Origin of the sequence: Actinomadura rubrobrunea NBRC 15275 (assembly GCF_001552235.1) — a bacterium.
In the GTDB taxonomy this organism is placed as follows: Bacteria; Actinomycetota; Actinomycetes; order Streptosporangiales; family Streptosporangiaceae; genus Spirillospora; species Spirillospora viridilutea.
This window is the reverse complement of sequence record NZ_BCQU01000052.1, coordinates 25,442-47,591: the sequence shown is the minus strand read 5'-3', so window position 1 is coordinate 47,591 and position 22,150 is coordinate 25,442. Positions and strand designations below refer to the sequence as shown.

The following is a 22,150-nucleotide window of genomic DNA, read 5'->3' as shown; positions in this document are numbered from 1 at the left end:
CCCGCCTGCTGCACTCCAAGACCATGTACGAGCAGCGGCGGCTCGGCGTCCGCACGGCGGGCGCCGGGCGCGGCGGGTCGGGCCGCCGGGGCGGCGAGGAGCAGTTCGGCCTGTCGCAGCGGGAGTTCGAGGTCGCCATGCTCGTCGCCGACGGGCTGACCAACCAGCAGATCGCCGAGCGGCTGTTCATCAGCGTCCGCACCGTCGAGACGCACCTGTCGCACATCTTCTCCAAGCTCGACATCACCTCCCGGGTGAACCTGGTCAAGGCGCTGGCGCGGCTGCAGGTCACCGCGCAGGACGAGTAGCAGGCCGAGCAGCAAGACGAGTAGCAGGCCGAGTAGCAGGACGAGCAGCCCCGCCCGGGCGCGGCGCCGCGGCGCCGCACTCGCGGGCGGACCCGGGTCGCCGTCGAAACGATCGCGGCGCGCGCCGCGTCAAATGACACTGCGGGGACGTCCGGATAAACACGCACGAGACGTCGCTGTGAAAGACGCTTCGGAAGTCAGGGTTTACCACGATGTCCCCGGACCGAGGGGGACGCCATGGTTGTTCCCGAGCTGGGGGAGGTCGAAGGAATGAAGCGACCCGTCGCGCGCTACACGCACGAAGGCGTGGAGAAGGCCGACATCTCGGTGCACCCGTTCGCCACCGAGGACGGTCTGGGGCTGAGCCTGACGCGCTTTCACCGCGCCGACTGCGACGACGTCGTGCTGCTCGTGCACGGACTGCCCGCGTCCAGCGACATGTTCATCATGCCCGAGCACCGCAACATGACGAACTTCCTGCTGGACAACGGGTACACCGACGTCTGGGCGCTCGACTTCCGGATGAGCAACCGGTTCCCCTACAACGCCGAGACCAACCACTACAGCCTCGACGACATCGCGCTGTACGACCACCCCGCCGCCATGCGGGAACTGCGCCGCCACATCGGGGGCCGGCGGGTGCACGTCGTCGCGCAGTGCCTGGGCGCCGTGTCGTTCTTCATGAGCATGTCCGCGGGGTTGGTCACCGACGTCGCCAGCGCGGTGACCAACAGCGTCTCCCTGGTCACCCGCGTGCCGGCCTGGTCCCGGCTGAAGCTCAAGTACGGCCCCGGGATCGTCGAGTACGGCTTCGGCGTGTCGGTGCTGGACGCCTACTCGGCGCGGGCGGGCCGCTTCACCCGCAACCGCATGATCTCCCGTCTGGTGTCGGCGGTGCACAACGAGTGCGACAACCCCGACTGCCACATGGTCAGCTTCATGTGGGGCACCGGGCGGCCGGCGATGTTCTACGACCACGACAGCCTCGCTCCCGAGACGCACCAGCGGTGGGCCGACCTGTTCCCGGTCACCGGGCTGAGCTACTACCGGCACATCTACAAGATGGTCAAGGCCGGGCACGCGGTGAAGAACCGCCCCGGTGACCCGCGCTACGCCGCGCTGCCCGACGACTACCTGCGCGGCGCCGCCGAGAACCTGCCGCCCACGTTGTTCCTGACCGGTTCGGACAACCGGGTCTTCACCGACTCCAACATCGTCTGCCACCGGATCCTGTCGCGGCGGGCGCCGGGCCGGCACACGCTGAAGGTCATTCCGCGGTACTCGCACGTGGACCCGATCGTCGGCCGCAACGCGCACGTGGACGTCTTCCCCGCGATCCTGGAGCACATCCGGCAGCACAGTCTCACCCGGCAGGTGGCCTGATGGAGCATGTCGACACGGTGGTCGTCGGCTCGGGGTTCGGCGGGTCGGTGGCCGCGTACCGGATGGCGGAGGCCGGACGGTCGGTCGTGCTGCTGGAGCGCGGCCGGCCCTACCCGCCCGGCAGCTTCCCCCGCGGCCCCGCCGAGATCGGCCGCGCGTTCTGGGACCCCGAGGCCGGGCTGTACGGCATGTACGACGTGTGGAGCTTCAAGGGCTTCGACTCGGTGGTGTCGTCCGGCCTCGGCGGCGGGTCGCTGATCTACGCCAACGTGCTGCTGCGCAAGGACGAGCGCTGGTTCGTCACCGACCTGCCGGGCGGCGGGTACGAGCCCTGGCCGGTCAGCCGCGCCGATCTCGACCCGCACTACGACGCGGTCGAGGAGATGATCGGCGTCGCCCCCTACCCGCTCGACCGGGAGCCCTACCGCGACACGCCGAAGACGCAGGCGATGCAGGACGCCGCGGCCGAGCTGGGGCTGCACTACAGCCTGCCGCCGCTGGGCATCAGCTTCGCGCCGTCGCGCGGCGCCGAGCCGGGGGTGGGCCTGCCGATCGCCGAGCCCGCCTACGGCAACGTCCACGGCGTGAAGCGGCGCACGTGCCGGCTGTGCGGCGAGTGCGACATCGGCTGCAACGACGGCGCCAAGAACAGCCTCGACCACACGTACCTGTCGGCGGCCGCGTTCCACGGGGCCGACCTGCGCACCGAGCACGAGGTCAAGGCGATCCGTCCGCGGCCCGGCGGCGGCTACGAGGTCGACTACGTCCACCACGACGTCGACGTCCCCAAGGGCAGGCGGCCGGTCCGCACCATCGCGTGCTCGCAGCTGATCCTGGCGGCGGGCACCTACGGCACGACGTTCCTGCTGCTGAAGTCGCGCGAGGCGTTCCCGAAGCTGAGCGCGGCGCTCGGCACCCGGTTCAGCGGCAACGGCGACCTGCTGTCGTTCCTGCTCAAGGCCAAGGACCGCAACCGGATCCGGCCGCTGGACGCCAGCCGCGGACCGGTGATCACCAGCACGATCCGGCTGCCGGACGCCCTGGACGGCGCGCCGGGCGCCGGCCGCGGCGCCTACATCCAGGAGGGCGGCTACCCGTCGTTCGTCGACTGGATGGTGCCGGGGCTGGAGCCCGACGAGCAGATCGTGCGGGTCGTGAAGTTCCTGTGGCAGCGGTTCGTGGAGTTCTTCAAGGACGCCCCGGACACCAACATCTCCAAGGAGCTGTCCGACCTGATCGGCGACGGCGCGCTGTCGGTCAGCTCGCTGCCGCTGCTGGGCATGGGGCGCGACGTCGCCGACGGGCGCCTGGAGCTGCGCGGCGGGCGGCTGAACGTGTCGTGGAGCGCCGAGACCAGCGAGGCGCACTACGCGCGGTTGCGCAAGACCATGCGGGCCATGGCCGACGTGCTCGGCGCGGAGTACGCCGACGCCGGCGACCAGATGCTGTTCCGCAAGCGGGTCATCACGGTGCACCCGCTGGGCGGCGCGCCGATGGGCCGCCACGAGGGCGAGGGCGTCTGCGACGCCTTCGGCGAGGTGTTCGGCTACCCGGGCCTGTTCATCGCCGACGGGGCGGCGATGCCCGGCCCGGTGGGGCCGAACCCCTCGCTGACGATCGCGGCGATGGCCGACCGCCTGTGCAGCCACGCGCTGGAGCGCGGCGGCCGCCGGCGGACGGTCCTCGGGCCGCCCGAGGAGAACGGGGCCGCGACGGACGCGGGCAACCCGAAGGGCACGGGGGCCGGGCCGGCCTCGGGGGAGGCCGGCCCGCCTGAAGGGGCGGGGGACGGCGCGGCGTACGGCACGGATTCGGGGAGCCCCGAGCGGGACCGGGGGTCGTCCCGCGGGGCGTCCGCCCGTACGTCGCTGTCGTTCACCGAAGTGATGAAGGGGTTCGTGACGTTCGGCGAGAGCGACCCGCGCGCGGGGGAGGTCGCGGAGGAACGCGAACGCCTCACGTTCCGCCTCACCATCACCGCGGACGACGTGGACCGTTTCCTGGCCGAGCCCGAGCACACCGCACGGGCCGAGGGGTGGGTGGAGTCCGCCGGTTGCGGGGGCCGGCGGACCGTCCGGCGGGGCCGGTTCAATTGTCTCGCGCCCGGCGGCGCGGACGATCGCCGGCTGATGAAGTACCGGCTGTACTTCACCGACGGCGAGGGCCGGCCCCGCACCCTGGTCGGGCACAAGAACGTCGTGCACGGTCCGCCCACGCGGATCTGGCCGGACACCTCGACCCTGTACGTGCGGATCCTGGACGGCCACGTGCCCGAGGGCGGGGACGCGGACGCGACGGCGGTGGCCGCGGGCGTGCTGCACATCCGGCTGCCCGACTTCGCCCGCCAGCTGGCGACGTTCCGCGCGTCCGGCGAGGACGCCGCGGAGGCGCTGGTGCGGTTCGGTCGGTTCTTCGCCGGCGCGCTGTGGGATGTGTACGGCCCCCACGCGAAGTGACGGGGATCGCGTCGGGGCCGTCCGGACGCGCGGCGCGAGGGAATTGCGGGGTGCCCTCGCGCCGCGCCTCTTTTCGCGTCGCGTCTCTTTTCAGATGGCGCCTCTCTCCGGGCCGCGTCTCTCTCCGGGCCGCGCCTCTTTCCGGGCTGTGCCTCTTCCCGGGCTGGGCGCCGGTCAGGCGTCGGCGAGACGGGACCGGTAGACGTCGCGGGCCTGGGCGATGAGGTCGAGGTGGTCGGCGAGCTGCCGCTCGTCGTCGCGCTGGGCCTCCGCGCGGATCAGCCGTTCCAGGCCGTCGAGGTAGTCCAGGCACCAGCGCACGTCGGCGGGGCGCGCGACGCGGCGCCCGGCGACGTCGATGTACACGGGGCTGGTGTGGGCGTACACGCCGGCGGAGTGCATGGACCGCAGGTGCGGCGGGCCGGTCGCCACGGCGACGACGTAGGTGGGCTCGCCGACGGTGAGTTCCGCGGTCAGCTCGGGCGGGGAATCCTTGGCGAGGACGCCGTCGGCCGTGCGCAGCTCCAGCTCGAGCACCTCGGGGCCGATGGTGCGGGCGGTGACGGCGACCGTGTCGCCGGGGGCCAGGTCGAGCGCGTCGCCGGGGCCGTGGCCGTCGACGTCCAGCTCCAGCCAGGGGCCGGTGGTGGCGAAGGTGCGGCCGCGGCGGATCGCGTCGGCGAACGCGGCGGCGGTCAGCGGCCCGTCCACGCGGGCGTAGACGCGCGCCCAGCCGGGCGGGCTGGACTGGCTGCCCCGCCGCTGGAACGACAGCATGGCGTCGGTGCCCGCGGTGACCGCCAGGGCGTTGCCCGCCCCGACCAGCCGCCGGTAGACGACCGCGGCGGCCTGGACGGACGAGTGGTTGAGCACGTCGAGCGAGTCGACCAGGCCGAGCGCGGCGTCGACCACGATCTCTCGGGCGGAGCAGTCGCGGCCGCCCCGCAGCGCGGCCTCGGGCGGGTCGTCCTCGCCGATCGGCATGTGGAAGGGGTGGCTGTAGCCGAGGACGGCGCCCAGGCGGCGCAGTTCGGCGCAGCCCTCGGCGTTGGGCGGCCAGTCGGCGGTGCCGAGGAACCCGGTGTGGTAGCGGCCGGGCGGCGCGGTGACGCCGAACGCGTACAGGTGGCCGAGCAGGTCGTTGCGGTACTCGACGCCGAGGCGGGCCACGTGCGCGGCGTCCGACCAGGGCAGGTCCGCGCCGGCCCAGTGGTCGAGGGCCTCGCGGTCGTACACCCGCTCGGAGGCGACGTTCCCGGCGACCAGGTTGAGCACGTGCAGGTCCTCGCCGTGCTGGACGGCGGCGGCGTGGGCGGGCGTGCCGACCGTGTCGCCCGCCCAGTTCATGTGGACGTGCATGTCGCCGCCGTACCAGCCGCGGGCGGCCGCGTCGTACAGCCGCTGGGGCGTCAGCTCGACGAGCGTCTCGCGCCCGGCCTCGGGAGTGACGACCAGTTCCGCGGTGCGGTATTCCATGCCGCGGGTGACGCGCACGGTCAGCGGTTCGGCGGGGACGTCGAGCACCAGGTCGTCGCCGTGGAAGTAGGGCATGCGGTGGGCGTCCAGCCTGCGGGGGACGCCGTCGGGGTACCAGCCCTGGCCGTTCTCCCCCGCGACGCTCCACCGGCAGGGCACTCCGGCGCGCAGCCGCAGGCGGGCCTTGGCGGCGGGGCGGGAGAGCGCGTCGAGCGACACCGCCGTCCCGTCCACCACGATGCGGGAGTCGGCGCGGACGGGGACGATCCGGGCGCCGCGCGGCGGGACGCGGTGCGGTTCGCCGTCCACCTCCACGGTGACGGCCTCGTCGCGTGAGGAGTCCAGGAGCAGGGGGGTGCGCGGCACCGTGCCGGGCAGCCGCACCTGGGTGACGGCCTCCAGCGAGACGCCGTCCGGGGTGAGGCGCAGCGCGGCCAGGTTGTCGAGCACGCGCCCGTCGAGGACGTCCCGGATGATCTCGTCGATGTCGAGCCCGGCGATGACCTCCCGCAGCTCGGCGTCGGTGGCGCCGGGACGGCGCGCGGCGGCGGCGCGCTGGAGGGCGCTCCAGAACTCCATCCCGCCCATGAGGTACGCGCTGGTCTCGATCTCCCGGACGTAGGGGATGGGGTCTTCGCCCCAGGTGGGGCCGTGTTCGGCGAGAAGCCTCCGGTATTCGGCCAAGGCTTCGCGCACTCGGGCGGGCAGTTCCGGGTCGGCGGGGTCGGGTGGCTCGCAGTCGTGCATGGTGACCTCCCCGTCATCGGGCATGGCGGCCAGCGTCGCACGCAACCCCTGAGCGGCAAAGGGTCCGGTGCGGCCGGATTCGTCGGGGGAAGCGGTTCCTCCCACCCGGATGGAGAATCCTCCGCCCGGGATGCGGTCACTTTCCTCGGGCCGCGCCGTGCGCGCCGGGACGGCCGAGCCGCTCGCGGGCGAAGCGGGTCATCCCCCACGGCTTGTAGACGGACAGCACCGTCATGAACGTGTACAGCGCCAGCGCGACGCAGGGCGCGACCAGCACGTCGGACGCGGCGGCGCCGACCTCGGGCGGCGTGCGCAGGGCGTCGCGGGCGGCCTGCTCCAGGCCGGGACGCAGCGCCGCGACCGTCGCGGTGAACGCGACCAGGGTCAGCACCAGCTTGGTGAGCACCCAGTGGTACCGGAGCAGCCCCCAGCGCGTGCCCATGCCCAGCAGGACGCCGGTGACGAGGGTGAACAGCGCGACCGGGATCAGCAGGACGTCGCCGAACACGTCCATCGCCACGTACGCGGCCCGGATCGTCTCGGGGTCGTCGCTGATCCGGCCGGTGACGCTGAGGGTGAGCAGGCCCACGTCCAGCCCCAGCCAGGACACCGCCGCGATCACATGGATGAGCAGTGTGAGCTTGCGCATGCGCGGCGACAGCCGCTTCGGACCGCGGCGGGGGTCGGCTCCGGCCGAGGGGCCGGCGGAGCCGGCGGGCGGGGAGGTGCGGCGGCGTTCCGTCTGCGCGACGTGCGTCGTGGTGTCCATGCCGCCGAGGGTGTCGCGGAGGTTCCGGGCGCCACATCGCACGGGCGGAGGCTTCGGGGCTGCCGCGCTCGTCGTACCCGGCGCGGCGCGGCCTACCCCGGACAAGGTAGCCGTCGCGGCGCCGCCGCCCGTCCCGCCGAATTCCTCGCCGGAACGTTGAACCCGCCCCCGGGCGCGCCCCGTACTGCTTGCCGACGCGTCACCACGCCACAGCAGAGGAGGCACATGAACGTCCGGGGACGGGTCGTCCTCATGGGGAGCGCGGTCGCGGCCTGCACGACGCTCGCGGGCTGCAACCTGTTCAGCGGCGGCGGCGTCCCTGGGGGCACGGTGCCGGGAGGTCCGGTTTCGGGTGCGCCCGCGGCGGCCCCGGCCAGGCCCACCACCGGAGGGTGGCCCTGGCGGGGGACGCCGCCCATCGAACCCCGCGGCGCCGCCGCTCCGACCGGCCTGCGCGCCATGGACGACTACCAGCTCGGCAGGATCCTCGTCGACAACCGGGGACGCGCCGTGTACCGGTACGACCGCGACAGCCCCAACCCGTCGGTGTCGCGGTGCGTCGGGCCCTGCGCGCAGACGTGGCCGCCGGTGCTGTGGAAGCCGAACCTGTCCATCACCGGCGTGGACCCGACCAGGGTCGGCCGGATCCGGCGCCCCGACGGGACCGTCCAGGTCACCGTGGGCGGCTGGCCGCTCTACCACTACTCCGAGGACTCCTCGCCCGGCGACCAGAACGGCCAGGGGGTGAACAACCTCTGGTTCGTCGCCCGGCCCAACGGCACCAAGGCCCAGGTGCCCGGCGGTTCCGGCGCGGGGGCCGTCCCAGGCGGCTGACCCCCTCCCCCTTTCAGACGTCCCGTTCCCCCATCAGCGGAGAAACCCCCCAATGGCCCACAAATCTTCGACCGCCGTGTCGCCGTCGCGCCGCCGCGCCCGCCGCGGCGGCGACGGCGACGCCGGACCCTGGAGCTGGTTCCGCGGTCCGCGTCCCGTCGACGCGGTGGACGACCAGGTGATCGTCACCGAGCTGTACCGCGTGTACGGCCGTCCGCTGCTGTCGTTCGTGCTGCGGCTGACCGGCGGCGACCGGCACTGGGCCGAGGACGTCGTCCAGGAGACGATGATCCGCGCCTGGCGCAGCGCGCACCAGCTCGACGCCAACGCGACCTCGCTGCTGCCGTGGCTGGCCACCGTCGCGCGCCGGATCGTCATCGACGACCAGCGCCGCAAGAACGCCCGGCCGCAGGAGGCGGGCGAGGGCCCGCTGGAGAACCTGCGCGCCCCCGACGGGTTGGAGGACCTCCTGCGCTCTGTCGTCGTCTCCGAAGCCCTCCAGTCGCTGTCCCCCGCGCACCGCGAGATCCTCAACGAGACCTACTTCCGGGACCGTTCGGTCAACGAGGCCGCCCGGCATCTGGGCATCCCCGTCGGCACGGTCAAGTCCCGGGTCTACTACGCGCTCCGGGCGCTGCGTGTGGCCCTGGAGGAAAGGGGGGTCACGCCGTGACCACGGGCACTTCGCACATCGACGTCGGCGCGTACGCGCTCGGCCTGCTGGAGGAGCCGGACCGCCGCGCCTTCGAGGCTCACCTGAGCACCTGCATGCCCTGCCACGAGGAGCTGGCCGTGCTGCGGGGGGTGGCGGCGCAGCTGGACGGCATGCCGCCGATCGAGGACCCGCGCGACGCCGAGCCCGTCCCGCCGCCGCCCGAGGTGGTCACCGACATGCTGCGGTACCGCGCGCGCAAGGCGCGGCGCGGCCGGGTGGCGCGCGCGCTGGTCGGCGCGGCGGCCGGGGTGGTGCTGCTGGCGGGCGCGTTCGGCACGGGCCTCACCATGGGCGGCGACCGGGCCGGGGACGGCGGCGCGGGCGCCGGTGGAAGCGCGGCGGCCGTCGGCGCCGGCGCGGTCCAGGTCGTGGACGGCAGCGTCGAGAAGCTCATGCGGGAGGGGCGCCGCGTCGAGGCCACCGATTCCGCCAGCGGCGTGACCGGCACGGTCGCGATGGAGGGCAAGCAGTGGGGCAGCCGGGTGGGGCTGCGCCTGGCGAAGGTGCGCGGACCGCTGCAGTGCGAGCTGGTCGCCGTGGACCGGACGGGCCGCGCGCACACGGTGGTCGGCTGGTCGGTCCCGCCCAAGGGCTACGGCGTGCCGGGCTCCCCGGCCCCGCTGATGGTGCAGGGCGGCACCGCGCTGACGCCCGACGAGATCGCCCGCTTCGAGGTGCGGACGATCGGCCGGAACGGCGGCCGCACGCTGCTCACCGTGCCCGCCTGAGACCACCGGGGAGGTGCCGGATGACCCCGCGGCCGCACCTCCCCCTTCCGCCCCGCCCGGAGCGCTGCCCGGGGCGGCGTCCGGCCCATCCCCGCCTTGGGCCGGCCGCGACCCCGTTCCGGGCCGAGGGTGAACGGCTGCACGGCCACGGCTCCGTCCTCGTGGCCGTGCAGCCTTCTTTTTCTGCCCGCAGGTCGGGGACCTTCCCGGTTCTTCGGACGCGCGCGTTCACGGCAGCAGATCGGCGCGATGGCGGGCGAGGGCGAGCGCGGGATAGCAGTCTTCGGGCAGGGGCGCGTCGGTGTTGAGGGCGGCGCGCAGCCGCGGCCCTGCCGCGGCCGGGTCGCAGGGCTGCACGACGCACAGTTCGGCCTGCATCGCCCGGCGGGCGGCGTTCATGAGCGCGGGCACGTCCCCCACGATGACGACCTCGCTCGGGACGTCGTCGTGCCCCAGCCGGACGGCGAGCGCATGCAGATCGGACCCGTCGGGGACGTAGCGGAATTCGCAGATGATCCTGTCGCCGTCCAGGGGTCCCTCTTGGACGAGCCAGACTTGGCCAGGGGCCACCTGGCCGAGTCGCCGAGCCCAGGGCGGGCCCTCGTCCGGGCCGCCGGCGGCGCGCGCGGCCGCCGGGCGGGCCTCGGCGGGCCCGATCGCGGCGAGGGCGCGCAGGAACAGGCGCGCGGCGGGCGTTCCGGCGGACCGCAGGGCGGTGATCAGGTCCGCGAGGGCGGCGCGGCGCGCCGCGGCGTCGGGGGCCGCCGCCTCCAGCGTGCCGAGCTGCGCGGACGTCCACACCTCGGCCCGCAGCGCGGCGCCGAGGGCGGGCAGTTCGTCGGCCGCCCGCACGTACGCGTCGTACACCTCGCGCAGGCCGGGCAGCATCAGCGCAGGGCCGCCGCCGGGGCCAGCGTTCCGTCGGGTGGTGCTCACCGGTTCAGGGTAGGCGCCGCCGACGCGTCCCGCGGACGACGCCGGGCGGGCCTCGGCGGCCCCGGTTCGGGTGTCCGCCCGGATGATCGCCGCGGGTCGGTGCTTTGCGAGGATGGGCGGGTGACCACCGAGTACAGCGGGACCGGGGACCCGCGGCGCAGCCTGGAGCTGCTGTGGGGCGCGCAGGAGCGGCGGCCCAGGCGCGGTCCGCGTCCGCGCCTGACCGTGGAGGGCATCGCCGCCGCGGCGATCCGGCTCGCCGACGCCGAGGGCCTGGAGGCCCTGTCGATGCGGCGCATCGCCGACGAGCTCGGCGTGTCCACGATGGCGATCTACACGTACGTGCCGGGCAAGGCCGAGCTGATCGACGTCATGCTGGACCGCGTGCACGGGGAGCTGACCCCGCCCGACGGCGTGCCCGGCGGCTGGCGGGCCCGGCTGGAGCACGTGGCGCGGGAACGCTGGGCGCTGTACCACCGCCATCCGTGGATGCTGCAGGTGTCCACCGGACGGCCGCCGCTCGGCCCGAACCTGCTGGACGCGTACGAGGCCGAGCTGCGCGCCGTGGACGGCCTCGGCCTGAGCGACGTGGAGATGGACTCGGTGATCTCCCTGGTCACCGGGTTCGCCCAGAGCGCGGCGCGCACGTCGGTGGAGGTGGCCCAGGCCGAGCGCCGCACCGGCATGACCGACGAGCAGTGGTGGCAGGCCACCGCGCCCGTGCTCCAGAAGCACGCCGACTTCCGCCGCTACCCGCTCGCCGACCGGGTCGGCACGTCCGCGGCCCGCGAGTACGGCGGCGCCGTCGGGCCGGAGCACGCGTTCGAATTCGGCCTGCGCCGCGTCCTGGACGGCGTCGAGGTCCTGATCCGCTCGCGCGTCGGCGGCGGCTGACCGCGCCCCGGCTCAGCGGCCGCGGCGGCGCGGGTTGGCGTGCCGGGTCGGTTCGGCTGCGGCCGGGTCCTCCGGCCACGGGTGACGCGGGTAGCGGCCGCGCAGCTCCGCCCGTACGGCCCGGTACCCGTCGCGCCAGAACGAGGCCAGGTCGGCGGTGACGGCGGCGGGACGCCCGGCCGGGGACAGCAGGTGCACCACCACCGGGACGCGTCCCCCGGCCAGGCGGGGCGCGGCGTTCCAGCCGAACAGCTCCTGCAGCTTGACGGCCAGCACCGGACGTTCACCGGAGTAGTCCACGCGGATGCGGGACCCGGACGGCACCTCGATGCGCTCGGGCGCCAGCTCGTCGAGCCGCGCGGCGCACTCCCACGGCAGCAGGGCGCGCAGCGCGGCGGCGACGTCGATGCGGGCCAGGTCGGCGCGGCGCCGGGCCCCGGACTCGGCGATCCAACGCGCGGCGTGGTCGGCGAGGGCCTCGTCGTCCACCCGCGGCCACGGCTCGCCGAGGACGCGCCGGCAGAACGCCAGCCGTTCGCGCAGCGCCACGGCCGCGGGCGTCCAGGTGAGCAGATCCAGCCCTTCGGCGCGCAGCCCGTCCAGCAGCGCGGCGCGCACCCGCTCGGGATCGGGGTCGGGCAGCGGACGGACGGCCAGCTCGATCGCGCCGAGCCGTTCGACGCGGTGGGCGGCCACGTCGCCGTCCCGCCAGGCGACCTGTTCGACCTCGGCCAGCATCGGCGCGGCGGCGAGGCGGGCGACGTCCTCGTCGACGACGACGCCCAGCCGGACGCGCGCCGAGGCCGCCCCGGCGGGACGGTCGGCCACCGCCACGGCCAGCCACTCGGCGCGGGCCGCCGCCAGCGCCGACCCCTCGGCGAGGGCGGCGCCCGTGCCGGACGCCATCAGCCAGCCGCCGTCGGGCCGCGCCTTCGCCACGCGCTCGGGGAACGCCAGCGCGACCACCGTGCCCGCCACCGCGTCGTCGTACCCGGGCCCCGTCGGGTCGTCCGGGTTCGACAGGTCGGGCGAGGCCGAACGGAGGTCCGCGGGGAGGGCGTTCTCCAGGCGCCGCGCCTCGTCGCGCCAACGGGCGGCGTAGGCGTCGGGGGGCGGGCCGCCGCGGCGCAGCGTCCGCCACAGCGCGGTCAGGTCGTCGCCCGCGCCGCGGGGCGGCGGCTCGGACAGCAGCGCGACCACCTGCGCGGCGGCGCGTCCGCCGACCCGCGCGGCGCCGTCCACCAGGGCCCGGGCCAGCCTCGGGTGGACGCCGACGCGCACGAAGGCGCGCCCGCGTTCGGTGGCCCTGCCGTCGCCGTCCACCGCGCCGATGGCCCGCAGCGTGTCCCGCGCGGCGCGCATCGCGGCCCGCGGAGGGGCGTCCAGCAGCGCCAGGCCCGCCGCGTCCGGGTCCCCCCAGCAGGCGGCGTGCAGCGCGAAGCCGGTCAGGTCGGCCAGTTCGATCTCGGGGCGGGGGCGGGCGGGCAGCCGTTCGTGCTCTGCCTGGCTCCAGCAGCGGTAGACCGTGCCGGGGGCCTCGCGTCCGGCCCGTCCCGCGCGCTGCTCGGCAGCGGCGCGCGAGGCCCGCACGGTCGTCAGGCCGCCGAGGCCGCGCGCGTGATCGGTACGCGGTTCGCGCGCCAGCCCGGAGTCGACGACGACGCGCACGCCCGGCACGGTGAGGCTCGACTCGGCCACCGACGTCGCCAGCACCACCCGCCGCCGCTCCCCCGGGGCCAGCACGGCGTCCTGCGCCGCGGCGGGCGCCTGGCCGTGCACCTGCAGCACGTCCACGCCCACGTCGGACAGCAGCCCCGCCACCCGGGCGATCTCCCCCACGCCCGGCAGGAAGCACAGCACGTCGCCGTCGCGTTCGGCCAAGGCGCGCCGCACGGTGGCGGCGACGTGGGCCAGCAGCGCCGGGTCGACGCGCATGCCGTGCGGCGGCGCGGGCGGCCGCTCCGGCGCCGCCCAGATCACCTCCACCGGGTGCAGGGCCGCCTCGGATTCCACGACCGGCGCGGGCTCGCCGTCCGCGGCGCCCAGCAGATGCGCCCACGGCGCGGTGTCGGCGGTGGCGGACGCGGCGACCAGCCGCAGCTCGGGGCGCAGCGCGGCGCGCACGTCGAGCAGGAACGCCGTCGCGGTGTCGGCGTCCAGGTGCCGCTCGTGGCACTCGTCCAGGATCACCGCGGCGACGTCGGCGAGCTCGGGCTCGTCGTGCAACCGCCGCAGCAGCACGCCCGTGGTCACCACCTCGACCCGCGAACCGGGGCGGTGCTCGCCGCGGACGCCGACGCCGACCCGTCCGCCGACCCGCTCGCCGAGCAGCCAGGCCATGCGGCGGGCGGCGGCGCGCGCGGCCAGCCGCCGCGGCTCCACCACGACGACCTTCCCGCCGGGGTCGCCGGCGCCGTCGCCCGGCAGCAGGCCCGCCAGCGCGAGCGGGACGAGCGTCGTCTTGCCGGTGCCCGGCGGCGCCGCCAGCACGGCGACGCCGCGGTCGTCCAACACGGCGCGCAGCCCGGGCAGCGCGCGGCGCACGGGCAGGTCGGACAGGGCTGCTCGGAGGCGTTCGTCGGACACCGCTCCAGTGTGCCGGGCCGCGCGGGGCGGTCACGCCCCACGACCGCCCCGCCGTGTGAGAAATACCACGTAGAAAATACGGCGCGGGGTCTTGCGGTGATAGTTGCACCGCGCATTTCACCATTGCGGCTAGAACGTTCTAAAGCCGCCGCCGAGAAGACGCGGCAGATATTCCGCGGCGGCGCCGTGACCAGGGGCATCTCTTCCGCCGCGGTTGCCTTCCCGGGCGATCCCCCTCACCCGGGGGACGACAGCGGGCCGGGGCTCCTGTATCCCCATAATCAACTCGTCAGTGCAGGCGCAGAGAGGACCGGGATGTTCGGCAGCTCCATCTACTTCCGCGACCGGGAGGCCTTCACCGGCGGGTCCCCGCAGGCGGTGTACGAGGAACTGTGGCAGCGCGGCCAGAAGGCCAGGCTGCGCACCCGCGCGATTCTCGCCGGCACGGCGCTCGTGCTCGGCGCGGTGCTGGTCAACGGCGTCTTCGGCGTCGCGGCGGCGCTCGTGGTCGCGGCGGCCGACACGGCGCTGCACTGGTGGGTGCACCACCGGTCCCACGTCTGGCGGCGCGGGCTGCGCGGCGACGAGCGGATGGCCCGGCTGCTGCGGTACACCCTGGAGCTGCGCGGGCACCGGGTCCTGCACACGCGCACCGTCCCCGGCCACGGCACCATCGACCAGCTGCTCGTCGGCCCCGGCGGGGTGTGGCTGATCCGCAACGACGCCTGGCATCCCGACACCGAGATCAACAGGTTCGGCGGGCGGCTCTTCATCGACGGCCGCACCCGCACCGCGATGACCCGCGAGCTGAAGGAGACCGCCGCCACCGCCGGCCGCCTCATCTCCGAACGCGCGGGCATGGAGCTCAAGGTGGTGCCGCTGCACGCGGTGCACGGCGGAAAGGTCAAGAAGGACCCGTTCACCGCCGACGGGATCGTGTTCGCCCGCCCGCTGCGGCTGCTGCTGTGGATCGTCCGCCACCCGCACGCCGCCCTGTCCCCCGAGGACGTCGAGACGGTGGCGCGGGCCGCCGTGCACGCCCTGCCCATCGGGGGCCGCACCATGACCTCCGAGGCCGCCTGACCGGCGGCGTCCTGCCACGTTGGGCGCCCCGCGCCGCCAGCCCGCGCGGGGCGTTCAGCGTGGACGGCGGCCGGTGCGGCGCAGCCAGTACAGACCGATGACCGGCAGCACCAAGGGCACGAACCCGTACCCCTGGCCGTACACCGACCAGACCGTCTCGTCGGGGAAGGCCTCCTTGTCGGTGAGGCTCAGCGTGCCGACGACGAGCACGCCCGCCAGCTCGATCGAGCAGGACGCCAGCGCCACGCGCCGCGACGTGCGCCCGCCGAGGGCGAGCGCCACGGTGGCCAGCACGTACACGGCGGCGGCGAACGCCGACAGCGAGTAGGCGACGGGCGCGTCGGAGAAGCGGGTGGCGATCTGCACCGCGGCGCGCGCCCCGGCGGCGAGCGCGAAGATCCCGTACACCGCGACGAGAATGCGCCCCGGACCGCCGCCCGTCCCGGCCGCCTCCGCCGGCCGAGCCGTCTCCTCAGACAACGGCGCCCTCCCACAGCTGCCCGAGACGCACCACCATCACCGCCACGGCCAGGCACGCCACCACGATGACCCCCGGGCCCCAGCGGGTCCGTTCGAGCAGCCCCCAGCCCGCGCTCACCACCGGGATGATCACGACGCCGATGAGATAGCCGACGAACGTGGCGGTGTCGTCGGGGCCCTTCCCGTCGCCCGCCAGCTTGACGAAGCCGACCGCCATCTGGGCGACCAGCAGCGCCTCCAGGACGCCCAATGCGGCCAGGTGGTCCCAGCCCATCGCGCGATCACGCAGGGCCGTCACCAGGCTGTAGGCGGCGGCGAGCAGGGCCGCAATGATGATCACGGTGGACAGGGCGCTCGACATAGCAGTCCGAGACTACTAGCGGTCGTAGAGCGCCGGCCGTCCGGTCCCGTGGAATCATGAACGGCGTGAACGCCCTCGAGGAGCTCATCCTGACCCGGCACGGGGAGAGCGCCGGCAACGCCGCCTACCGCGCGGCCCGCGCCGCCGGCGCCGAGGAGGCCGGCATCCCGGAACGCGACGCCGACATCCCCCTCACCGAGACCGGGCGGCGGCAGGCCGCCGCCCTCGGCCGCTGGCTGGCGAAGCTGCCCGACGACGAGCGTCCCACCAAGGTCGTCGCGTCCCCCTACCTGCGCGCCCAGGACACCGCCCGCATCGCCCTGGCGCAGACCCACTTCGGACCGGACGAGCCGGGCGGGCTGCGCATCGAAGTGGACGAGCGGCTGCGCGACCGGGAGCAGGGCGTCCTGGAGGGCCTCACCTCGCTCGGCGTGGAGCGGCGCCACCCGCAGGAGGCCGCGCGGCTGCGGCGCCTCGGCAAGTTCTACTACCGCCCGCCGGGCGGCGAGTCATGGGCGGACCTGGCGCTGCGGCTGCGCAGCTTCTACCGCGACCTGGAACTGTCGTCGCCGGGCGAGCGCGTGCTGATCGTCGCGCACGACGCGGTCGTGGTGACGACCCGCTACATCATCGAGGGCCTGTCCGAGCAGGAGATCATGGAGATCGAGAAGGAGCCGATCGGCAACTGCTCGGTCTCCCGCTGGCGGCGCCGCGAGGACGCGCTGCGCCCCGTCGTCTTCGACGACCGCGCGCACCTCTTCGAAACCGACCCGACCACGCCTTAGCGGCACCGGGCCCTCTTCACTCCCTGCGTCCTTTGAACGGCGCGAGGCAGCGCGGCGCCTCGTCCCCCTCCCCGACGAACGTTCGTCTCCGAATGGGCAGATGCCCTCCGCACCCCGCCCGCCCTTGACGCGGGGTCGCTTGTCCGCGCACGTTCACTGAAACGACGTCATTCGTCAAGGAGGAGTTCGCCTAGAGTTCAGGCACTGTCCCCTGCTTCGGCATCGATTTCCGTTTCGAGGAGCCTCCATGGCCGTGGTCCCAGGTCTCGTCCGACACGTCGTCGCGGAGGCGGAGCACCGCCTGCGGCAGGGCTTGGACCTGGTGGCCCGGCTCGGGCCGGACCGGCCCCGCTGGGAGGAGTACGAGGAACGCCTGCGCCGCATGGAGCAGAGCCTCGACGCTCAGCGGGCGGAGCTGCGCTCGCTGCGGTCCGACCTGGATTCGCTCGTCGCCCAGCTCAACGACCGCGTCCTTCCCCGCCTCGACGAACGCATGGACGACACCGAACGCGACCTCGCCGCCGTCGCCTCCGGGGTCTTCCGCCAGGGCCGCGACAGTGCGGCCGACCGCACCCGCCTGGAGACCGTCGAACAACGCGTCGGCGACCTGCGCGCACGTCTGTCGCGCGTGGAGCAGCGCGTCGGCCTGTGGCGCGACCTCCAGTCCAATCTGGCCCGCCTCGGCGAGGACCTCGACGCCCTGCGCACCCGTCTCACCTCCGACGACGACGCCGTCGGAGGTGAGACGCGCCCCCTGACCGCCCGCCCTCGCGCAGACCGGAAAACGGCGTCCTGACCGATCCAACGGTTCGCCGACGGCTATCTGGCCGCGAGCGGCCGTGCCTATCAGAGCGCCAAGCGGCCGGCCGATGCGGCCGATACCGGCTTTCTGGTCAACGGATCGAGCTGCGATCACCCCGCGGCCGGTGGCGCGTCGGCGTGATCCCGCGTCGGCCGTCGTTCGGCGGGCGTGCAGAATGAGCGCATGGCACAGACTTCGAGCGTGGACGGCCGCGTGATCGTGGTGGCCGGCGCGGGCGGCCCCGCCGGTCGGGCCGTGGTACGCCGTCTCGCGGCGGGCGGAGCACGGGTCGTCGCGGGGGACGTGCGCCCGCGGCAGTGGGACGAGCCGAACGTGCACCCCGCGGTCGTGGACCTGCTCGACGCCGACGGCACCCGGGCGTGGGCGGAGCGGACCGCCGAAGAGCACGGCGCCGCGGACGGGTTGATCCACCTGGTGGGCGGTTGGCGCGGCGGCAGGACGTTCGCCGACACCGACCTGGCCGACTGGACACTGCTGCACGACCTGCTCGTCCGCACCCTGCAGCACACCACGCTCGCCTTCCACGACCAGCTGCGACGCTCCCCCGCCGGACGGTTCGCGATCGTGTCGCAGCCCGCCGCGCAGCGCCCCGCCCAGGGCAACGCCGCGTACGCGGCGGCCAAGGCGGCGGCCGAGGCGTGGACGCTGGCCCTGGCCGACTCGCTGTCCGGCACCGCCTCGGCGGCGACGATCTTCGTGGTCAGGGCCCTGCTGACCGACGCCATGAAGCGCGACGCCCCGGACGCCGACTACTCGCGGCACACCCACGTCGACGACCTCGCCCAGGCCGTGGCCGAGCTGTGGGACCGCCCCGCCGACGAACTGAACGGACGACGCCTTGACCTCACCGGAGCCTGACGGCGCCCCCGGTCCGAGCGCCGGGTTCGCCAGCGACAACTGGGCCGGGGCGCACCCGGAGATCCTCGCCGCCCTGGCCGCCGCCAACGACGGATACCAGCCCGCCTACGGGGACGACGCGTACACCGCGCGGCTGCGCGAGGTCGTCCGACGGCACTTCGGCGACCAGGCCGAGGTCTTCCCCGTCTTCACCGGCACGGGCGCCAACATCGTCGGCCTGCAGGCGATGACGGATCGCTGGAGCTCGGTGATCTGCACCGAGACCTCCCACATCAACGTCGACGAGTGCGGCGCCGCCGAGAAGGTCGCGGGGATCAAGCTGGTCGCTGTTCCCACCCCGGACGGCAAGCTGACGCCGGACCTGGTGGACAGGTACGCCTGGGGGTGGGGCGACGTGCACCACGCGCAGCCCGCCGCCGTGTCCCTGACGCAGAGCACCGAACTCGGCACCGTTTACACCCCCGAGCAGCTCGCGGCGGTCACCGCGTGCGCGCATGAGCGCGGCATGCGCGTGCACATGGACGGCGCCCGCCTCGCCAACGCGGCCGCCTCGCTCGACGTCCCCCTGCGCGCGCTCACCACCGATGTCGGAGTGGACGTGCTGTCGTTCGGCGGCACCAAGAACGGCCTGATGATGGGCGAGGCCGTCGTGGTGCTCGACCCCGAGGCGGTGCGCGGCCTGCCGTTCCTGCGCAAGATGGGCATGCAGCTGGCGTCCAAGATGCGCTTCCTGTCCGCCCAGCTCCTCGCGCTCCTGGACGGCGACCTGTGGCTGCGCAACGCGCGGCACGCCAACGCGATGGCGCGACGGCTGGCCGACTCGGTCCGGGTCCGGGACCTTCCGGGCGTCGAGATCGTCCGGCCGGTGGAGGCCAATGCGGTCTTCGCCGTCCTGCCGAGGGACGCCGCCGCCCGCCTGCGCAAGCGCTACGCCTTCCACACCTGGGACGAGCACACCGGCGAGGTCCGCTGGATGTGCTCGTTCGCCACCACGGAAGCGGAGATCGACGCCTTCGTCACCGCCCTCGCCGAAGAACTGTCCGCTTGACGACCCTTGCGGCACCCTTTCGGTTTCGGAGTTCTGAGTCGGGCCCATGCCATACTGCGGTCTGCTCTTTTGCCTTTCGCATTTCTGGGGATGCCCGACGCGTCGGCTCACAGGTCCACAGCGGGCGCTTTGACGCCGCCTGCACACCGCAAAGTTGAAAGCGTCCGCTGCCTGGACGCCACTCCCCCACTTCCGGAACGCGACTTACGCGAACAGCACGGGCATCGTCAGCCACGTGGCAAGCAGAATTCACCGTTCGACTTCCCCTATCATCGCCCCCTTGCATGCGTAGGAATCACTGGCGTTGAGCGCGCGGACGTTCCGGCGCCGCGGCAGGTTCCCCCTCCTCCCGACATCCGATGAACGTTAGCCTCTGATGAATCGCCTGGTTGCATAACCTTCAGCCAGGACGTCGACAACTAAGGTGTGGACACCATCCCCGCCGGCGCCGTCCATATGACGTCCGTCGGGACCGCGGCTCCGGAGGAAGCGGCCCTCGAGGTCGCGGCCTCCAGGCCGCCTGCGAGCGCGAGATCAACGGACCTGGCCGCAGGCCAGGCGATCCCGGCGGCGACCGGCTCTGCGCCCGGAGCATCAGGGCGGCCTACTCGTCCTCGGGCTGGGGACACTGCCGGCGAGGCCGATTCCGCGGCACACGAGCTTGCGGAGCGCTCTCCGACCAGGGCGAGCCTCCCGCGTCCTGCGCAAGCCCATCTGGCAGACGCCCAGCCGGCGGTACTCGCGTCCGAGGAGCCTCGGCCTGCGGGGGCGGTGTCTGAGGAGGTCGAGCTGAAGGTCGGCGGTGCCGCGGCCGTGGCGACGTTTCCCGGCCCGGTGCGATCGGGGCGCTGGAAGCGGCGCGCATTCGTCGGCCTGCTGTTGACCGGCGTTGTGAGCGTGATCGTGCTCGTGTACGGCACCGCGCCGCTGCGCACGGCCGCAACCGCCTTCCACGGCGTGCGCTGGGAACTGGTACCGGCACTGGTGCTCCTTTCTGTAGTGCACTACGTGTTGGCCGCCGTCGCACTGCGAGGGGCGGCCGGGCATCGGCTGCCGATGGTCGAGACGACGTTGGCCCAGTTCACGGCCGCTGCGGCCAACCGCGTCACCCCTGGCGGCCTTGGTGCGGCAGCCGTCAACACGCGGTACCTGGTGTGCCGCGGGATGCCGCCGGGGCGCGCGGTCGTCGCCGTCGCGGCCCTCCAGATCGCGGGCGTCCCCGCGGACCTGCTCATGTTGGGCGCCGTGTTGGCCCTGAGCGGCGGCGGGAACCGCATGGCGGACGCGCTGGGGTCGCATGCCACCACCGTCGTCGGACTGCTGCCGTCCTGGCCGCTGCTCGCCGCGGCCGGGGTCCTGGTGCCCGTCGCGGCCCTGTGGTGGCGTCGCGCGGTCCGTTCGGCGCCGGTGGGACGGGTCCTGGCAGGCGTCACGGACCTCTGCCGCCGCCCCGGCGACCTCGCGCTCACCCTGGCCGCCTCCGCCGGCACCACTTTCGTGCTCGGACTGGCGTTCGGGATCAGCGTGCTCGCCGTGCCCGGCGCCGCCGACACCGGCGACATGACGGCGCTGCTCGCGGCCTATCTGATCGGGGCGGCGGCGGGCACGGCGCTGCCCTCGCCCGGGGGCATGGGCTCCACAGAGGCGGCACTGGTCGCGGCGCTCGCCGCTCTGGGCGTCGCCGCCGCTCCCGCGGTGCAGGCCGTCCTGCTGTTCCGACTGATCACCTACTGGGCGCCCGTGCCGGTGGGGCTGATGGCGTTCCGCACGCTGCGGGTCAGCCGCGGATCAGTTCTTCCAGGCAGTCCTGGAACTCCGGGGTGATGTGAACGGCCAGCGACCCTTCCGCCGACTGCTCCACCCGGCCCGCCAGTGTCAGCGTGCCTTCGTGCCATCGGTAGATGTGCGGACGGACCGAACGCGGCCCCTGCAGGTACTCCTCCCAGGCGCGTCCGACCAGCGCGTTCATCGCGTGGGGGAACGCCCGGTCGAGCGGAGCCGCGTGCACCACGCTCTGATTGGGGACGGCGAGCAGCGTCCCGTACGGACCGGTCACCGGATAGTCCCCGACCCACAGGGCGTGCCCGGTGACGTAGGCGGTGTCGCCGTACAGGGCCGCCAGCCGGGTCTCGCCGGCGGGTTGGACGTCGACGTCCAGCGGCCCGTCGGACCGGACGTTCTCCCGTGCCACGCGGAACAGCTCGTCCCGGTCGACGGGCCACCCCTTCGCGATCTCGGTGGTCAGCATCATCAGGGTCGTGGGTTTGTCGATCACCACGACCTCGGCGAGCCCGGGCGCCGCGGGACGGTGCACGATGTCCAGCTCGTCGCCGATCTCGTCGGAGTACAGGCGCATCCGCAGCAGCGACCGCACGGCCGCGTAGTCGTCGAGGTCGAGCCTGTCGTCTTGATCGGCCTCGGCCGCGGCGATCAGGCTGCCGAGGAAGTCGGCCACCAGCGCCGGCCACTGGTCGCGCGGCTCGAGCGCGGTCCACTGGCGCAGGTTGGTGAGCATGATGCGGTTCCGGTTGCCGTCGTCGCGGTCGGGGCGCGACACCTCGACCTCGTTCGCGCTGATCACCGTGCAGGTGTAACCGTGGTGCTCCAGCACCGTCAGCACCAGTGGGAGAAGCGGGTCGTCGCCGACGACGGCCCCGGCGTCCCCGTCGCCGGATTCCATGTGACCCCTCAGAACGGCTGATTCGATGGCGAGGACAGCCTACGTGATCTAGGCGGGCGCCACGCCGGACGCCCCCGAACCCGGGGAGGGCGCGGAGGCGACGCGACCGGGTTCGGCGGTGCCGACCGGGGGCTCGCGTGTGACGTCCACTCATGATCAGGGCGGGCTGCGCGGCGGCCGCGAACGCCGCCGCCAGAGAC

The 22,150-nt window shown here is 74.1% G+C and carries 20 protein-coding genes; 13 read left to right on the top strand and 7 right to left on the bottom strand.

Translation table 11 applies throughout. The features are described from left to right. The 3 genes from AR3_RS17395 to AR3_RS17385 all read left to right on the top strand — a co-directional run. The coding region (locus AR3_RS17395) for a response regulator transcription factor (protein ID WP_169803851.1) at window positions 1-308 on the top strand (308 nt) is incomplete at its 5' end. A 270-nt stretch (window positions 309-578) separates the two neighbouring features. Further along, window positions 579-1,691: an alpha/beta fold hydrolase gene (locus tag AR3_RS17390; RefSeq protein ID WP_067915268.1), complete on the top strand. Its 1,113-nt coding sequence runs from the start codon at window positions 579-581 to the stop codon at window positions 1,689-1,691. Further along, complete coding sequence (locus tag AR3_RS17385) at window positions 1,691-4,147, top strand: GMC oxidoreductase (RefSeq protein ID WP_067915267.1); 2,457 nt, start codon at window positions 1,691-1,693, stop codon at window positions 4,145-4,147. Before AR3_RS17390 ends, AR3_RS17385 begins: the two co-directional genes overlap by 1 nt. Window positions 4,148-4,321: 174 nt before the next feature. Here AR3_RS17385 and AR3_RS17380 read toward each other — a convergent pair whose 3' ends face one another. Together AR3_RS17380 and AR3_RS17375 are read right to left on the bottom strand one after the other, a co-directional pair. Further along, the gene (locus AR3_RS17380; RefSeq protein ID WP_227022993.1) at window positions 4,322-6,394 is read right to left on the bottom strand and encodes a CehA/McbA family metallohydrolase; all 2,073 of its coding nucleotides are present in this window, start codon (window positions 6,392-6,394) and stop codon (window positions 4,322-4,324) included. Between the two features lie 112 nt (window positions 6,395-6,506). Beyond that, window positions 6,507-7,139, bottom strand: coding sequence for a DUF2269 family protein (locus tag AR3_RS17375; RefSeq protein ID WP_217998601.1), 633 nt, complete (start codon window positions 7,137-7,139; stop codon window positions 6,507-6,509). Between the two features lie 225 nt (window positions 7,140-7,364). Here AR3_RS17375 and AR3_RS31160 point away from each other — a divergent pair, with 225 nt between their 5' ends. From AR3_RS31160 to AR3_RS32255, 3 genes are read left to right on the top strand one after another with little or no spacing between them, the layout of a single operon-like run. Next, window positions 7,365-7,973: a COG4315 family predicted lipoprotein gene (locus AR3_RS31160; RefSeq protein WP_067915266.1), complete on the top strand. Its 609-nt coding sequence runs from the start codon at window positions 7,365-7,367 to the stop codon at window positions 7,971-7,973. Between the two features lie 52 nt (window positions 7,974-8,025). After that, window positions 8,026-8,646, top strand: coding sequence for a sigma-70 family RNA polymerase sigma factor (locus AR3_RS17365; RefSeq protein WP_083951625.1), 621 nt, complete (start codon window positions 8,026-8,028; stop codon window positions 8,644-8,646). After that, a complete protein-coding gene (locus AR3_RS32255) occupies window positions 8,643-9,416 on the top strand; it encodes an anti-sigma factor family protein (protein ID WP_067915265.1) in 774 nt (257 codons plus the stop codon). The genes AR3_RS17365 and AR3_RS32255 overlap by 4 nt, the downstream gene beginning before the upstream one ends. A 228-nt stretch (window positions 9,417-9,644) precedes the next feature. Here the strand turns inward: AR3_RS32255 and AR3_RS17355 are convergent, their stop codons facing one another. Next, window positions 9,645-10,352, bottom strand: a complete 708-nt coding sequence (locus AR3_RS17355) for a hypothetical protein (RefSeq protein WP_227022994.1) — start codon at window positions 10,350-10,352, stop codon at window positions 9,645-9,647. 120 nt (window positions 10,353-10,472) lie between these two features. Here AR3_RS17355 and AR3_RS17350 point away from each other — a divergent pair, with 120 nt between their 5' ends. Then, window positions 10,473-11,246, top strand: coding sequence for a TetR/AcrR family transcriptional regulator (locus AR3_RS17350; RefSeq protein WP_067915263.1), 774 nt, complete (start codon window positions 10,473-10,475; stop codon window positions 11,244-11,246). A 12-nt stretch (window positions 11,247-11,258) separates the two neighbouring features. On the opposite strand, the gene hrpB is transcribed toward AR3_RS17350, so the two are convergent. Then, window positions 11,259-13,832: an ATP-dependent helicase HrpB gene (gene hrpB / locus AR3_RS17345; RefSeq protein ID WP_067915262.1), complete on the bottom strand. Its 2,574-nt coding sequence runs from the start codon at window positions 13,830-13,832 to the stop codon at window positions 11,259-11,261. 315 nt (window positions 13,833-14,147) lie between these two features. On the opposite strand from hrpB, the gene AR3_RS17340 reads away from it, so the two are divergent. After that, window positions 14,148-14,915, top strand: coding sequence for a nuclease-related domain-containing protein (locus tag AR3_RS17340; protein WP_227022995.1), 768 nt, complete (start codon window positions 14,148-14,150; stop codon window positions 14,913-14,915). A 54-nt stretch (window positions 14,916-14,969) separates the two neighbouring features. On the opposite strand, the gene AR3_RS17335 is transcribed toward AR3_RS17340, so the two are convergent. Next, entirely contained in the window at window positions 14,970-15,395 is a 426-nt protein-coding gene (locus AR3_RS17335) for a hypothetical protein (RefSeq protein WP_067915261.1), read from the bottom strand. Continuing rightward, window positions 15,388-15,756 carry a hypothetical protein gene (locus AR3_RS17330; RefSeq protein WP_067915260.1) on the bottom strand — a complete coding sequence of 123 codons (369 nt, stop codon included), beginning with the start codon at window positions 15,754-15,756 and terminating at the stop codon, window positions 15,388-15,390. The genes AR3_RS17335 and AR3_RS17330 overlap by 8 nt, the downstream gene beginning before the upstream one ends. A gap of 56 nt (window positions 15,757-15,812) precedes the next feature. Between AR3_RS17330 and AR3_RS17325 the strand changes: the two genes are divergently transcribed. From AR3_RS17325 to AR3_RS17305, 5 genes are all read left to right on the top strand, one after another. After that, the gene (locus AR3_RS17325; protein ID WP_067915259.1) at window positions 15,813-16,541 is read left to right on the top strand and encodes a histidine phosphatase family protein; all 729 of its coding nucleotides are present in this window, start codon (window positions 15,813-15,815) and stop codon (window positions 16,539-16,541) included. A gap of 247 nt (window positions 16,542-16,788) precedes the next feature. Then, a complete protein-coding gene (locus AR3_RS17320) occupies window positions 16,789-17,337 on the top strand; it encodes a hypothetical protein (RefSeq protein ID WP_067915258.1) in 549 nt (182 codons plus the stop codon). Between the two features lie 189 nt (window positions 17,338-17,526). Continuing rightward, the gene (locus tag AR3_RS17315; protein ID WP_067915257.1) at window positions 17,527-18,222 is read left to right on the top strand and encodes an SDR family NAD(P)-dependent oxidoreductase; all 696 of its coding nucleotides are present in this window, start codon (window positions 17,527-17,529) and stop codon (window positions 18,220-18,222) included. After that, on the top strand, window positions 18,203-19,270 hold the full coding sequence (locus AR3_RS17310; RefSeq protein WP_067915256.1) for a threonine aldolase family protein: 1,068 nt from the start codon (window positions 18,203-18,205) through the stop codon (window positions 19,268-19,270). Before AR3_RS17315 ends, AR3_RS17310 begins: the two co-directional genes overlap by 20 nt. 771 nt (window positions 19,271-20,041) lie before the next feature. Next, window positions 20,042-21,094 (top strand): lysylphosphatidylglycerol synthase transmembrane domain-containing protein, encoded by a 1,053-nt coding sequence (locus AR3_RS17305; RefSeq protein ID WP_067915255.1) that lies wholly within the window; start codon window positions 20,042-20,044, stop codon window positions 21,092-21,094. On the opposite strand, the gene AR3_RS17300 is transcribed toward AR3_RS17305, so the two are convergent. Further along, window positions 21,048-21,950: a DUF1444 domain-containing protein gene (locus tag AR3_RS17300; protein WP_067915254.1), complete on the bottom strand. Its 903-nt coding sequence runs from the start codon at window positions 21,948-21,950 to the stop codon at window positions 21,048-21,050. The genes AR3_RS17305 and AR3_RS17300 overlap by 47 nt on opposite strands. Window positions 21,951-22,150 lie beyond the last annotated feature (200 nt).